This is a genomic window from Bacillus cereus group sp. BfR-BA-01408, assembly GCF_022663305.1.
Taxonomy (GTDB): domain Bacteria; phylum Bacillota; class Bacilli; order Bacillales; family Bacillaceae_G; genus Bacillus_A; species Bacillus_A pacificus.
Genome location: NZ_JAKUFF010000058.1, coordinates 15,752 through 29,674, shown reverse-complemented (window position 1 = coordinate 29,674; position 13,923 = coordinate 15,752). Strand labels below are relative to the sequence as shown.

Genomic DNA, 13,923 nt, shown 5'->3' with positions numbered 1-13,923 from the left:
TGCTGGTGGAACACGCTACGATTCAGAAGAACAAATCTTTCATTAAAGGAGTTACATTCTGATGATATTGGCGAAGAAAGTTAGACTGATTCCAACGCCTGAACAAGAAAAAGTGCTTAGAAACCATGCTGGTGCTGCAAGATTTGCTTATAACTATTGTAAAAGAATAAGTGATAGATATTATAAGCTATTTGGAAAATCTGTTTCACAGTTAGCTTTACAGAAACGATTTACAAAGATCAAGAAGCGAAAGAGATATGAGTGGTTAAAAGAAATCAATGCACAAGTTCCTAAACAGGCTTCAAGAGATTTTGATGCGGCGAGAAAAAATTCGTTCAAAAAGTACAAAAATGGTTCTCACACTTCTTATAAATCCAAAAAAGATGTAATCCAAGGATTTTATGCTAATTATGAAAGACTGATTATAGGAAAGAAAGTAGTTCACATTCAGTCTATTGGAGAAGTGAAAACAAGCCAACAACTACCAAGAAATAAAAAACCATCCAATCCAAGAGTTACCTTTGATGGTCGTCACTGGTGGATTAGTGTAGGATTCCAAGAAGACTTTGAATCACAAGAACTAACGAATGAATCGATTGGTGTGGATGTTGGTTTAAAAGAACTTTTTGTAGCTTCTAATGGTATGAAAGAACGAAATATAAACAAAGATGCCAAGGTTAAAAAACTTTTGAGAAGGAAAAAGTCAGCGCAAAGAGATATGTCTAGGAGATTTAAAAAAGGTGTGAAAATTCAATCTGCTGGATATGAAAAAGCAAAAATCGAGCACCTGCGGTTATCTAGGAAAATTACGAATATCCGAAATAACCATATCCATCAAGCAACAGCTAAATTGGTGAAAACCAAACCAATGAGAATTGTTGTGGAAGACTTATCTATCTCAAACCTGTTAAAAAACAAAAAACTATCGAAAGCATTTTCATTTCAAAAATTATACTTCTTCTTTCAATGTTTATCATACAAGTGCGAGAAGTATGGCATTGCGTATGTAAAAGCTGATAAATGGTTCGCCTCAAGCAAGATTTGTTCATGTTGCGGAGTAAAATACGACCATTCAGTTCAACCAGAAGGACAGTGGAGTTTAAAAATACGTGAGTGGTGTTGTGCTTCATGCAATAGCCATCACGATCGGGATGTAAATGCGTCGATAAATTTATCAAGATGGGTAAAATTAAATGCTTGATAATAGGAGGTAACGATACTGCCTCGTGTGGAGTGTTATACCCCTCGTCCCTTTGGGGTTGCGAGAACACGATGAAGCACTAACTTGTGTAAATTTGATTGAATTGTATAGATTTAGTTAAGTTTATCGTATCGGCATAAGCGCCACGTTATGTTTGCTCAAATTTCGGCAGTTATTGCTTTTACACCAGCGATAGGACCGTTAATTGGTGGCTTTCTTGATCAAATGTTTGGATTTAAAATTGTATTTTTAAGTTTAGTAGTTATGAGTGTCGGTATTTTTCTGTATACGTTTGTTTCTCTTCCGGAAACAAAAACGGGCTCAGTGACGAATAAAATAAATGTGTTTTCAGTCTTGAAGAGGTTAATTACAAATCCGAAAGTAGTAACATACGGGTTATTAATTGGAGGAGCGAATGGTGTTTTATTTAGCTATTATGCAGAAGCGCCGTTTATTTTTATTGAATACTTTCAGTTATCGCCTAGTATGTATGGATTTTTAGGGATTGTTGTTGCGTCTGCCTCTATTATTGGAGCGAAAGTTTCAAAACGATTGCTTGCCACGTATAAACCAGAGAAAATTATATATATTGGTTGTCTTGTAATGACGGGGGGAGCTATCCTTTTAACTGTTATTACAGCATTGGGATCAAATCCAAACATAATATATATGATTGGATTTTTAATAGCGATGTTTATATTGCTATTAGGAATCGGAGTAGCGCTACCTAACTGTTTAAGTTTGGCATTAGTAGATTTTCAAGATGTTATTGGTACAGCTGGAGCTTTATTTAGCTTAGGATACTATGTAATTGTAACGATGACAATTTGGGGAATGAGTCATCTGCATACGGGCTCGTTACTCGTGATGCCACTTTATTTTCTAGCTATAGTCGTTATCATGATGGTCTTTACTAAAGTGTTTATTTTAGGTAAACAAACTTCAAAAATGATTTGAAAATAAAATAGGAACAATCGTTATTTTGTGTAAAGGTATTAGCCCTTAAGTATAAAGATAAAAATGCTCTCTCAAAATTTTTTTGGAGAGCATTTTTGTTTTATCACATCTAAAATAGTTTTTTCATTCAAATAGATTCCTAAGTTTAACATTTTTTGGGTAATGTAGTTGTGATCATAATATTCTTTTATTATAATTACTAATATATTTGAATTAATATATATATTAGAAGGGGCGAACGTTTTTTGAGTGAAGTATCTAAAGAAATTAAAATAGCCGAGAAATTAAAATTTTGGGAAGAGCAAGATCAAATAAATAAAGAATTAATACCAAGAGTTGTAAAAAACCATGAAATGATTACAGACTTGGCAGCTCAATTTGATAAAAATTTAATATCTATGTCTTTGTTACAAGAAAACATAGATGAAAATAATGAGGAAATTGATAGTTTACATGAGAAGTTAAAAAACGAATCATCTAAACGGATGGAACAAATAAGTAAATTAACTGCTAAAATAAAAGAACAAGATATACATATTAGTGAAATGAAAAGTATGTTGATGAATCAAGAGGAAGAGATCCGAGAAGTAAAAAAAGTTCAGGAAAAAGTGAATAAAAGTTTAGGAGCTACAGGGAATAATAAAGGGAATGTAGCTGTCAATATAGGTGTTTTAATTGCAATAATACTATCTATTATTGCAATTACTCTATGAGGTGTACGTATGAAATCTTATCAAATGTTGGAGTCATTAAAAAAGATACCGAAATCAGCATCCACATCAAGTGATTTATCAAAAGAAGAGATGTTTTCCCATTTAGAAACGCTAAAAGATAGGGATGTTGTGCTACAAGCAGGCATATATTCATCAATAATAGGTTATCAAATACTTGAAACAAGAAATGTTCCAGATGAGTTGTTTGCTGCATATGCTTCCCAGTACCCACAACTTTCTAATAGTGGTGTATCCCTTTATGAAAAATATGTAGAAGTATATGAAAAGGGAGAAGGTTCTATTTCTGGTTTGGTAAATGGGGTCAAGGGTAAGCAGTTTGAATATTATGTTCAAGATTTATTATCAGATAGATATCCAAATTATGAATTTAGTATTGCTGAAAGTGCAAATCAACCTATATGGGATATAAAAGGGATAAATCAAGAAAATGGGGAAGAGATGCTAATTCAAGTAAAGATGATGGCTCCTGATCAAGCGAATCATTTATCTAATGCTATGCAAGCTAATCCAGATGTTTATTATGCTACTAGTTCAGAAATACGAGAAAAAATTCTTGCTACAAAACCGGAATTACAGGAACAATTTATTCCAATTGATATCTCAAGTTATGAATTTACACAAGATGTACAAGATGGATTGGAAACATTGAGGGAAAACTTAGGAATTGATTTGCCAGATGAAGTTTTTGCATTAGCACCATATTCAACAGAAATAGTTTTAGGGATAAGACTACTCTTTGATTTAGCCTCGGTGAATAGAGATTTTAAACAAGTACAAGCTACTGACAAAGCACGTCTAGGAGCAGTGAAAGCTTTAATTCTGTTTTCAAGGTTTGGCATCAATACAATTTTAGGTGTTGTGGGATCATCACTAGGTACAATAGCAATACCTGGTATCGGTACAGTGATAGGTGTAGTAGCTGGGATATATGTAGGGAGTAAATTAAATAGAAAAATTGCACCATACTCACTGAAAATTGCATACACATTAGTAGGACTTAATGAAGAAGATGTATTCTACTTTAAAAATATGGAAAGGGTACATGATTTGGCACTTGAGTATAGAAAAAATAGTTTGCTTTTACAACAACCGTAAGTTTATTTATAAAAATAATTATAGGTATGAATATGTAATTAATGTTAAAATATAACAAAGTTGTATAGTTATAGTTCTTTGGAGGTTAAAAATATGTTAATAAATCTAGTATGCACGCTACTAATCGTTTCTGGTCTTACAATAGTTATACGAAAAACTTTCATTGTAAACCACTATCTTTGTAATTTAATGGCATTCTTTTGTGCTTATATGACAACATCTTCCTACGTATTAGATCAAAATTCATTAACAAAAACTATATTGATACTATGTTTGTTAGTTATAACCTTTATTCTTATATACTCACATTTTGATGTTAGAGGGTTAGCTTTTAACGATTATACAGTGTTTAATTTACCTTCTAGCCGAGTAAATATATTAGTGAAAGAAGGGCTTACTGAAGCAAATATAGAATTTACTTTAGATAAAAATAATATATATTTATTAGGAACACCTGGTAAGATTCGAATATTGAATAGACCATTACATACAACTAATATTTTATTTAGAAAATGCCCAGATGATATAAAGGCAAAAATGAAAGAGATTATTAAGGAAAAGATAAAAGCTGAAGAGAAGAGTTTTCCGTTTTCCGGTGTATTGTTGATTGTTTTAAGTGTAGTTATATTTTTCTTAAAGTAGGAGATAGGATAGAAAATTTTTAGCTGTGGTAATGGAATAAATAAGAGATGTAGAAGCTAGTGACTTTGTAGTTCTATTAATATATTAAATTTCTACGTGGAGCGTTAATTGCATGTGTAAATAATTACAGTACAAACTATAATTAGTGTAATAACCGAGGAGGATAGGATCTCCTCGGTTATTTATACTGTAATAATATTCATACCGGAATCATATTGAATAGATGTATTTTATTGTTAATTCAGTTGAAATTCAAACGTAATCATGCATATTAATTTATTGAAAAAATAATTGAATTTTTCAGATTAATGAATTAATATAAGGTAAGTAATTTTAAGATTTATAGAATATTGGAAGATGAAAGGTTTTGAGAATTTTATAAGAAGCAATAAAAACGATTTTAGGATAGCTTTAAAGCTAGTGTAAAATGACGTTTGCTTCATCATTTTCAGGGCCGAAAAGAATTAGGGGAAAGCATCTTGTTTTAAAATGCGGCTATGAATCATCTAAGAGGGGGAAGTGAAGTGGCAAACAAAGAATTGAAAAGAGGTTTAGAAGCACGGCATATTCAAATGATTGCTTTAGGCGGAACAATTGGTGTTGGTTTGTTTATGGGGTCAGCCAGCACGATTAAATGGACAGGTCCGTCGGTTATGCTTGCTTATGCAATTGCAGGTATTTTTATCTTCTTCATCATGCGTGCCATGGGAGAAATGTTGTATATGGAGCCAAGTACAGGGTCATTTGCAACGTTCGGTCATAAGTATATTCACCCGTTAGCTGGTTATATGACTGCGTGGAGTAACTGGTTCCAGTGGGTTATCGTTGGGATGTCAGAGATTATCGCGGTTGGGGCGTATATGCAATATTGGTTCCCTGACTTACCAGCTTGGATACCAGGTGTAATTGCAATGGTTATTCTTGGCGCAGCTAACTTAATTTCTGTTAAGTCATTTGGTGAATTTGAATTTTGGTTTGCGATGATTAAAATTGTTACGATTCTATTAATGATTATTGCGGGATTTGGACTTATTTTCTTTGGAATTGGTAACGGCGGAGAAGCGATTGGTATATCAAATCTTTGGTCAAATGGCGGTTTCTTTACAGGTGGTTTCTCAGGATTCTTCTTTGCTTTATCACTTGTAGTTGGAGCATATCAAGGTGTAGAATTAATCGGTATTACTGCTGGTGAAGCGAAGGATCCGAAGAAGACACTTACAAGAGCGATTCAAAGTACAATTTGGCGTATTTTAATTTTTTACATCGGTGCTATTTTCGTTATTGTAACTGTGTATCCGTGGGATCAATTAAGTACAATTGGTAGTCCGTTCGTAGCAACTTTTGCGAAGGTTGGTATTACGGCAGCAGCTGGACTTATTAACTTCGTTGTTATTACAGCGGCAATGTCTGGTTGTAATAGTGGTATTTATAGTGCTGGTCGTATGCTATATACGTTAGGGGTAAATGGACAAGCGCCGAAATATTTCACGAAACTTTCTGGAAATGGTGTACCTTTATTCGGTACAGTTGGCGTAATTATCGGTTTAGCGATTGGTGTTGTATTAAGTTATATCGCACCGAAAAATTTATTCGTATATGTATATAGTGCGAGTGTACTTCCTGGTATGGTACCATGGTTTGTCATTCTAATTAGTCAAATTAATTTTAGAAAAGAAAAAGGGGCAGAGATGAAAGATCATCCTTTCAAAATGCCATTTGCTCCTGTTACAAACTATTTAACAATTGCCTTTTTAATTATGGTATTAATCGGAATGTGGTTTAACGATGATACGCGCATTTCATTAATTGTAGGTATCATTTTCTTAGCTATCGTTACAATTAGTTTCTATGCTTTCGGAATAGGGAAACGACCTCCGTTAGATGTTCAAAATGATCAAGAGATTTCAAGTAAATAAAGATAGTAAAAAAGTCCGATTTCTCATTTGGAAATCGGACTTTTTGTTATTAAAACTTTTCTAAAACGATCTTCCCAATTGTACTGCCGCTTTCAAGCAGTGCATGTGCTTTTTTTACATTTTCAGCGTTAATTGGTGTAAATGTTTCATTTAAAGTAGTCTGTAAAATGCCTTCATCTAGTAGTTCGCTTACTTTATTTAATAGTTCGTGCTGCGTAATCATGTCTCCAGTTTCATACATCGCTTTTGTGAACATAAATTCCCAAACGAGTGTAGCACTTTTACTTTTTAAAATGCCCATCTCAAGAGGGTGTTCATTTTCTACGATAGAGCAAATTTTTCCTTGTGGTTTAATGAGGTCACATATTGCTTGCCAATGTTGATCTGTATTGTTTAGGCAGAAAATATAATCTACATCTTTTAGCCCAAACTCTAATATTTGTTCTTGTAAAGGTTGGTGATGGTTAATGATATAATCGGCACCGAATTTTTCAACCCAGTGTATCGTTTCATTGCGGGATGCAGTTGTGATAACATTTAGTCCGGCCCATTTCGCAAGTTGAATGGCAATTGAACCTACACCACCAGCACCGCCTATAATTAAAATGTTTTTAAAGGAGTTCGTATCTTTCTTATTATAATCAATACCTAAACGTTCGAATAAACCTTCCCAAGCTGTAATAGCTGTTAACGGAAGTGCTGCAGATTCAGCATCACTTAACGTTTTAGGTTTTTTACCAACGATTCTTTCATCAACGAGGTGGTATTCACTATATGTACCTTGTCTCGTAATGCTTCCAGCGTAAAACACTTCATCGCCTTCTTTAAATAACGTACAACTTTCGCCAGTTTGCACGACAACACCACTAGCATCCCAGCCAAGTATTTTCGCTACATCTTCTTTTTTATCTTTCGGAGAGCGAACTTTTGTATCAACTGGGTTAACGGAAATAGCGTTAATTTTAACGAGTATATCTCTTCCTGTGGCAACAGGTTTTTCAACTTCTAGATCAATTAAACTGTTTTCTTCTTCAATAGGTAAGTATTCATGTAAACCAATTGCTTTCATTTGTATTCCCTCCATTAAAGTAAGAGTCATTTACTCTTTTATTATAGTAGGTGGAGTGTCATTATGTAAAAAAGTTAAGTCCTTTCTATTTTGTAAAAGGCCTGTTTCAGCATCATGTAGTACCGTGTAACTGGAGAGGATCCGCCATCGTTTTGATTTTATAGGCGTCGGATGAAAGTTATACTTATTTTTCCAGTGTACCTTGCAATGAACAATACCAAGTGTTATATTATACTTGTGGTTACTTATTATAAAACAGTACTGGATAATAAATAGTAGTGAACATCAATTAGAATAGGGTGAATGAATATTGAATGTACAATTTAAAAAAGGAGTTTTAGAACTTTGTGTTCTTGTCTTACTTGATAAGCAAGACCGTTATGGGTATGAATTAGTTCGAAGTATTTCCAATCGAATTGAAATATCAGAAGGGTCTGTTTATCCTCTACTGCGTAGATTAACTAAAGAAGAATATTTTACAACGTATTTACAGGAGTCTTCAGAAGGTCCTTCAAGGAAGTATTATACGCTGACGGATAAAGGTAGAACGTATTTGTACCAACTTTTGAGGGAATGGAATGAGTTCTCACAAGGTGTCAATCAATTAATAAAAGAAGGTGTAAGTAATGACGAAAAATGAATTTTTACAACAATTAAATGCATCTCTAAAAAGATTATCTGAAAAAGAGCGTGCAGATATTTTAAAAGATTATGAAGAACATTTTACTTTCGGATTAGAGGAAGGGAAAAGTGAAGAAGAAATTGTAGCTTCATTAGGTTCTCCAGCTCAAATCGCCAAAGAGTTATTAGCAGATTATCATATTGAGAAAGTAACAACAAGTGCAACAACAGGGAATGTTTTTCGTGCAATTTGGGCAGTAATTGGATTAGGTTTTTTCAATTTGTTAATCGTACTTGCACCTGCAATTACATTAGCGGCATTGATTTTTTCAGGTTGGGTTCTAGGTATCTCATTTTTAGGTGCACCATTACTTGTTTTAGTTGATACGATTATACATCCAAATACATTCTTGTTATTTAATCTTTTCGTTTCTTTAGCACTTTGTGGACTTGGATATTTCATTGTTATTGCTATGTTATTTTTAACGAAGCTAGCAACGAAAGGATTTGTTCGTTATTTAAAGTTCAATATAGCACTAGTAAAAGGTGGTTTAAAGCATGATAAATAAGAAGAGTTTCTCAATCATTGCAGGTATTATTTTTATTATTGGTATTATCGGAAGTTTATTCACTTATCGTTCAATTGATGCGATACCAATTTCAGAAGAAAAGGTCATTAATAATAATGTGTCAAGCGTCATTATCGATACGAATAATGTTCGTGTTAACATCAACCCTACAACAGGTAGTAACGTGAAAGTAAAATTAGATGGTGAGGTTAATCCAAACGTAAAAAGAACATTAGCTACGGATGAGAAAGATTCAACGCTTCTTATTTCTTATAAAGAAAAACAACAGAGTTGGTTCAACTTTAATATTTCTGAAGTGTGGGCGCCATTAACATTAAATGTGTATCTACCTGAAAAACAATATGAATCATTAAAAGTTTCCAATAATAATGGCTATGTTTCTGCTAAAAAACTAAACGCAACAAATTTTAATATCAATACAAGCAATGGACGTGTTGAATTAAGAGAAATCAATTCGCCAAAAATTATCGCGGAAACAAACAATGGAATTATGGATTTCAAAGATGTATTGGCACAAAATATTCATGTGAAATCGAACAACGGACGAATAATGCTAGACCATGTTGAAGGTGAAATAGAGGGGCAAACTAAAAATGGAAGTCTTACTCTGAAAACGAATGAACTGGATCGAAATCTCAATTTTACGACTCACAATGGAAAAATTAATATTGAAACTGAAAAAGAACCAACTAATGTTCAATTTAATGTTGCTGTTGATAATGGTAGAGCGAATATCCTTGATAAATATAATGGAAATACTGTTATTGGAAAAGGAGAAAATGTAATTAAATTAAATACACATAACGGAAATATTACAGTGGAAAAACAATAGCATATTACCTTTTATCATCTCAGCTCGCCACACATAAAGAGCAATAATAAAGTGAAACTGGGGGCATCCCCCACTGATTATCAGCCCTCACCAATCAGGCTGCCCGTTAATGCGGGATAAATAAAAAAACGACTCCTTTTCTCAACATGTAGGTAGTCGTTTTTTTATGTAACATTCGGTTAAGTGTGCATCCTTTGTATATTTCAAAATACAAACAGTTGTTTTATTACGCTTGGTTTTTAGGAAAATAATGAATAGTAATTAACAATGTAAGGAGAATTTGTGAATGAATCAAAAATAATAGCTGAAACAGTGAAGGAAGGGAAGGAGTTTATTTCTAGCAGGGGGAATTTTTTACTGTGAACTTTATCCAAAACTAAATGTAAAGGTGGATACATAATGACAGTAAAGAAACTTTATTTCATCCCAGCAGGCCGTTGTATGTTGGATCATTCGTCTGTTAACAGTGCGTTAACACCGGGAAAACTATTAAACTTGCCGGTTTGGTGTTATCTTTTGGAGACGGAAGAAGGTCCTATTTTAGTAGACACAGGTATGCCAGAAAGTGCAGTTAATAATGAAGGGCTTTTTAACGGTACATTTGCAGAAGGACAGATTTTACCGAAAATGACTGAAGAAGATAGAATTGTAACTATTTTAAAACGTGCAGGGTATGAGCCAGATGATCTCCTATATATTATTAGTTCGCACTTGCATTTTGATCATGCAGGAGGAAATGGTGCTTTTTTGAATACGCCAATCATTATACAACGTGCTGAATATGAGGCAGCACAGTATAGAGAGGAATATTTGAAAGAGTGTATACTGCCAAATTTAAACTACAAAATTATTGAAGGTGATTATGAAGTGGTACCTGGTGTTCGGTTATTGTATACACCAGGACATTCTCCAGGACATCAGTCATTATTAATTGAGACGGAAAAAAACGGTCCTGTATTATTAACGATTGATGCATCTTATACGAAAGAGAATTTTGAAGATGAAGTGCCGTTTGCGGGATTTGATTCGGAATTAGCCTTATCTTCAATTAAACGTTTAAAAGAAGTTGTGACAAAAGAGAAACCAATTATTTTCTTTGGACATGATATAGAACAGGAAAAGGGTTGTAAAGTGTTTCCTGAATATGTATAGTGCAAAAAGTCATGAGCTCACGTGCTCATGACTTTTTCGTTTAAATAATTTTTTTAAATAAGTTATAAACTTTTTTGGAACTATCTTCATTTAATTGATAGTACGTTAGGTTTACATCATCAGGAGTATCTTGCTGAGCAATCATCACTTCGTTATTGTGATGATCAACTACCCATATGAAATATTTTTTATAAGTTCCATCTTCGAAAGTAATCCACATATCACAATCTATTAAATCTGATCCTTCTTCATCTAATGTTAATTTTCCTTTTTTTGCGGTATCCATACTATTAATAAACGTTTTTAATTCATCTGTTTTTGTGAGGAAGAGATCCTTTTTTGTTTTAATGGATTCGACATGTATATCTTTTATTTCCTGTTTTCCTAAAAAGACAGGGGGCTCATTTGGATCCCTTTGAGTGGAAATAATAGTAGCTTTTTTCTTGGGCTTATTTGCTGTATAGAGATCTTGAATAGATTTTCCAGAGTTTATAAACCATACGATTCCACAAATAATCAATGTGCTACAAAGCAGTAAAATAATTTTCTTAATAGAATATTCTCCTCTCTATTACTTCGTATGAAGAGCTTTTCTATTAATATATGATAGGTAAGCGTAAAGTATTATAGTTGAACGTGGCTATTCTTAACAGTTTTAAGAGGGCGATCAACGAGTAAATTGTAAGTAAGCCCAATTAATACGAAAACACCGCCGATAATTTTTCCAGTTGAGAGTTCATTTGTCAGGAAGAAATCAATGATAGTCCCTGCAAATAACTGTCCGATAAAGATGAGTAACGTTAAATAAAATGCTGATATTTTAGGAGTGATATAGTTCGATAATGAAATAACGATAACGCCTACTAATCCCCCTAAATATACAGCGATAGGTATGGATTGTAACGTATGCATTGGAATATACATTGAATCTGAACTGAAAATTAAAAATAACATAGAGAAAAATAAGCCAGTAATATAATTAAAAAACGTGCCTTCCCAATTCCCAATTTTCTTTGCTAAATTCGCGTTAATAATTCTAGCAACAACGATAGAAACACCAGCTAAAATAGCGATCGTAATATATAACATTTTCTTGCCCCCATTAATAAATTGTCATGATTATAATTCCAGAAGAGATGAAACATAATCCAATTAGTTTTTTCTTTTCAAACTTTGCAACTTTCATTCCTAATAAACCGAAATGATCAATAACGATGGAAGCAATGGATTGACCGAGTAAACTTAATGCGATCGTAATAGAGGCACCAAGGACAGAGAAGCTTATATTGTTAAAAAGAACAGTGAATACTCCAATCGCTCCAGCGCTATATAAAAAAAGCGGAATACTTTTATCAAAATGGATTTTATGTTTGTTTATGATTAAAACGAAAATAACTGCAATTAAACCGACAAAGTGAATGACAACACTTGCTGTATACTTGCCAATTAACTCAGATAAAATCCCATTCAATGGAAGCATAACGGCGATGAGCACACCAATAAAGACAGAAAGAAAGTTATACAATGTAATATCTCCTTTGTATTTCATATTTGTAATGACTGTATCATGCTGAAATTGTGTATTACTATGACATATGTCATAGTGGAGGAAAAAAATTTTGATTACAATGAGGATGAGTTGTAAAGGTGGGGGACTATGAAGAAAATATGTAATTCAATTAAATTAGCAGAGTATATGAAACAAAATAACATTGACTCTTTTTTTAGTAATGATATGAAACCGTATATGGAACTTATATTTTTTAAAAAGAATGAGTTTATTTGTAGAGAAAATGAAGAGATAGATTATTTGTTTTTCTTCGTTGAAGGAAAAGCGAAAGCGTTTAATACATTAAGTAACGGGAAATCTGTATTATTATGCTTTTATGATAGTTTGCAGCTGTTAGGAGATGTGGAGTTAATTCATTCTCAAAAGACGGCTTCAAACGTACAAGTAATGGCAGATTCATATTGTGTTGGTTTGCCTTTAGGAAAAGTGAGAAATCAACTATTTCATGATGCGAAATTTTTACGATGTATTTGTGGATCGTTAGCACATAAGTTAAATCGACTTTCAAAAAATAGTACAATTAATTTATTGTATCCGCTTGAAAATAGACTTGCGAGTTACATGTTAGCAGCAGGGGAACGAGCGGTGCAGCACGGAAATAGAATTGTATTTAGTGGGAATTTAACTGAAACAGCGGAATTGTTAGGAACGAGTTATCGGCATTTATTGCGCACATTAAATATTTTTTGTGATAAAGAGATTATAAAAAAGAACGATGGATGCTTTGAAGTAGTGAATGTGGATGTTTTGAGAGAATTGGCGGCAGATGTTTATAAATAATATAGTAAAGTGGGGATTTAGATGAAAATAGCTATAATTTCAGATGTTCATGGGAACAGTCATGCATTAAAAGCAGTATTAGAAGATATTAAACATCGCAAGGCTGAAATGATAATAAACTTAGGGGATAGTCTGTATGGGCCGTTAGATCCTTTAGGGACAATTGAAATATTGATGAAGAACGAGATGATACATATTAAGGGTAACTGTGATCGCATGCTTTGGGAACCTATATAAGGGCAGTCTGCTACACTAACTTTTGTCCAAAATCAATTAACAGAAAATCATATAGATTGGTTACAACAACATCCTTCACAATATATTGTAGACGATATTTTATTTTGTCATGGTACGCCAACTTCAGATGAGGTGTATTTACTAGAAGAGATGGACGAGAATGGTGCAGTATTAAAGAGTGAAAAAAATATAATGGATCAACTCCAAAATATAGAACAAAAAATAATAGTATGTGGTCATACACATATTCCTAGAGTTGTTTATTTAGCAAATGGAAAAATCATAATAAATCCAGGGAGTGTAGGACTTCCAGCGTACAAAGATGAATTACCCATTGTGCATAAAATGGAATCAGGAACTCCGCATGCAAAATATGTAGTGATAGAAAAAGTTTCGGGAGAATGGATAATTGAACAAATTTCAGTTTCTTATAATTGGGAAGAAGCAGCTGGATTGGCTGTTCAACAGGAAAGGTATGATTGGGCACAGGCGCTAAAGACTGGGAAGATAGAATGAAGGGGAGTTTA

14 protein-coding genes and 2 pseudogenes are annotated in these 13,923 nt (G+C 33.2%); 12 read left to right on the top strand and 4 right to left on the bottom strand.

Annotated features, from left to right (window positions below):
* The first annotated feature begins 61 nt into the window (after window positions 1-61).
* The 6 genes and pseudogenes from MR083_RS20020 to MR083_RS19995 all read left to right on the top strand — a co-directional run bounded on the left by MR083_RS20020 (window position 62) and on the right by MR083_RS19995 (window position 6,545).
* Window positions 62-1,201: an RNA-guided endonuclease InsQ/TnpB family protein gene (locus MR083_RS20020; RefSeq protein ID WP_000599311.1), complete on the top strand. Its 1,140-nt coding sequence runs from the start codon at window positions 62-64 to the stop codon at window positions 1,199-1,201.
* Window positions 1,202-1,336: 135 nt separating this feature from the next.
* Window positions 1,337-2,158 (top strand): annotated as a pseudogene (locus MR083_RS20015) (MFS transporter); the annotation flags it as partial.
* Window positions 2,159-2,403: 245 nt separating this feature from the next.
* Complete coding sequence (locus MR083_RS20010; RefSeq protein ID WP_000005771.1) at window positions 2,404-2,871, top strand: hypothetical protein; 468 nt, start codon at window positions 2,404-2,406, stop codon at window positions 2,869-2,871.
* Window positions 2,872-2,880: 9 nt separating this feature from the next.
* On the top strand, window positions 2,881-3,987 hold the full coding sequence (locus MR083_RS20005; RefSeq protein WP_000844527.1) for a DUF456 domain-containing protein: 1,107 nt from the start codon (window positions 2,881-2,883) through the stop codon (window positions 3,985-3,987).
* A 93-nt stretch (window positions 3,988-4,080) separates the two neighbouring features.
* Complete coding sequence (locus MR083_RS20000) at window positions 4,081-4,629, top strand: hypothetical protein (RefSeq protein ID WP_000906765.1); 549 nt, start codon at window positions 4,081-4,083, stop codon at window positions 4,627-4,629.
* A gap of 524 nt (window positions 4,630-5,153) precedes the next feature.
* Window positions 5,154-6,545: an amino acid permease gene (locus MR083_RS19995; protein ID WP_016718131.1), complete on the top strand. Its 1,392-nt coding sequence runs from the start codon at window positions 5,154-5,156 to the stop codon at window positions 6,543-6,545.
* A gap of 49 nt (window positions 6,546-6,594) precedes the next feature.
* On the opposite strand, the gene MR083_RS19990 is transcribed toward MR083_RS19995, so the two are convergent.
* Window positions 6,595-7,614, bottom strand: a complete 1,020-nt coding sequence (locus tag MR083_RS19990; protein ID WP_016718130.1) for a zinc-binding alcohol dehydrogenase family protein — start codon at window positions 7,612-7,614, stop codon at window positions 6,595-6,597.
* Window positions 7,615-7,924: 310 nt separating this feature from the next.
* Between MR083_RS19990 and MR083_RS19985 the strand changes: the two genes are divergently transcribed.
* The 4 genes from MR083_RS19985 to aiiA all read left to right on the top strand — a co-directional run bounded on the left by MR083_RS19985 (window position 7,925) and on the right by aiiA (window position 10,809).
* The gene (locus MR083_RS19985; protein WP_001102641.1) at window positions 7,925-8,254 is read left to right on the top strand and encodes a PadR family transcriptional regulator; all 330 of its coding nucleotides are present in this window, start codon (window positions 7,925-7,927) and stop codon (window positions 8,252-8,254) included.
* A complete protein-coding gene (locus tag MR083_RS19980; RefSeq protein ID WP_000164536.1) occupies window positions 8,241-8,804 on the top strand; it encodes an HAAS signaling domain-containing protein in 564 nt (187 codons plus the stop codon). The genes MR083_RS19985 and MR083_RS19980 overlap by 14 nt, the downstream gene beginning before the upstream one ends.
* A complete protein-coding gene (locus MR083_RS19975) occupies window positions 8,794-9,657 on the top strand; it encodes a DUF4097 family beta strand repeat-containing protein (protein ID WP_242269747.1) in 864 nt (287 codons plus the stop codon). The genes MR083_RS19980 and MR083_RS19975 overlap by 11 nt, the downstream gene beginning before the upstream one ends.
* A 399-nt stretch (window positions 9,658-10,056) precedes the next feature.
* Window positions 10,057-10,809, top strand: a complete 753-nt coding sequence (gene aiiA, locus MR083_RS19970) for a quorum-quenching N-acyl homoserine lactonase AiiA (RefSeq protein WP_000216577.1) — start codon at window positions 10,057-10,059, stop codon at window positions 10,807-10,809.
* A gap of 40 nt (window positions 10,810-10,849) precedes the next feature.
* Here the strand turns inward: aiiA and MR083_RS19965 are convergent, their stop codons facing one another.
* From MR083_RS19965 to MR083_RS19955, 3 genes are all read right to left on the bottom strand, one after another.
* Window positions 10,850-11,344 (bottom strand): hypothetical protein, encoded by a 495-nt coding sequence (locus MR083_RS19965; protein WP_049111103.1) that lies wholly within the window; start codon window positions 11,342-11,344, stop codon window positions 10,850-10,852.
* A gap of 89 nt (window positions 11,345-11,433) precedes the next feature.
* Window positions 11,434-11,898: a DMT family transporter gene (locus tag MR083_RS19960; RefSeq protein WP_000965818.1), complete on the bottom strand. Its 465-nt coding sequence runs from the start codon at window positions 11,896-11,898 to the stop codon at window positions 11,434-11,436.
* A 13-nt stretch (window positions 11,899-11,911) separates the two neighbouring features.
* Window positions 11,912-12,358: a DMT family transporter gene (locus tag MR083_RS19955; protein ID WP_029141168.1), complete on the bottom strand. Its 447-nt coding sequence runs from the start codon at window positions 12,356-12,358 to the stop codon at window positions 11,912-11,914.
* A gap of 108 nt (window positions 12,359-12,466) precedes the next feature.
* Between MR083_RS19955 and yeiL the strand changes: the two genes are divergently transcribed.
* Window positions 12,467-13,159: a transcriptional regulator YeiL gene (gene yeiL, locus MR083_RS19950; RefSeq protein WP_046647724.1), complete on the top strand. Its 693-nt coding sequence runs from the start codon at window positions 12,467-12,469 to the stop codon at window positions 13,157-13,159.
* Between the two features lie 21 nt (window positions 13,160-13,180).
* Window positions 13,181-13,912 (top strand): annotated as a pseudogene (locus MR083_RS19945) (metallophosphoesterase family protein).
* The last annotated feature ends 11 nt before the right edge of the window (window positions 13,913-13,923 follow it).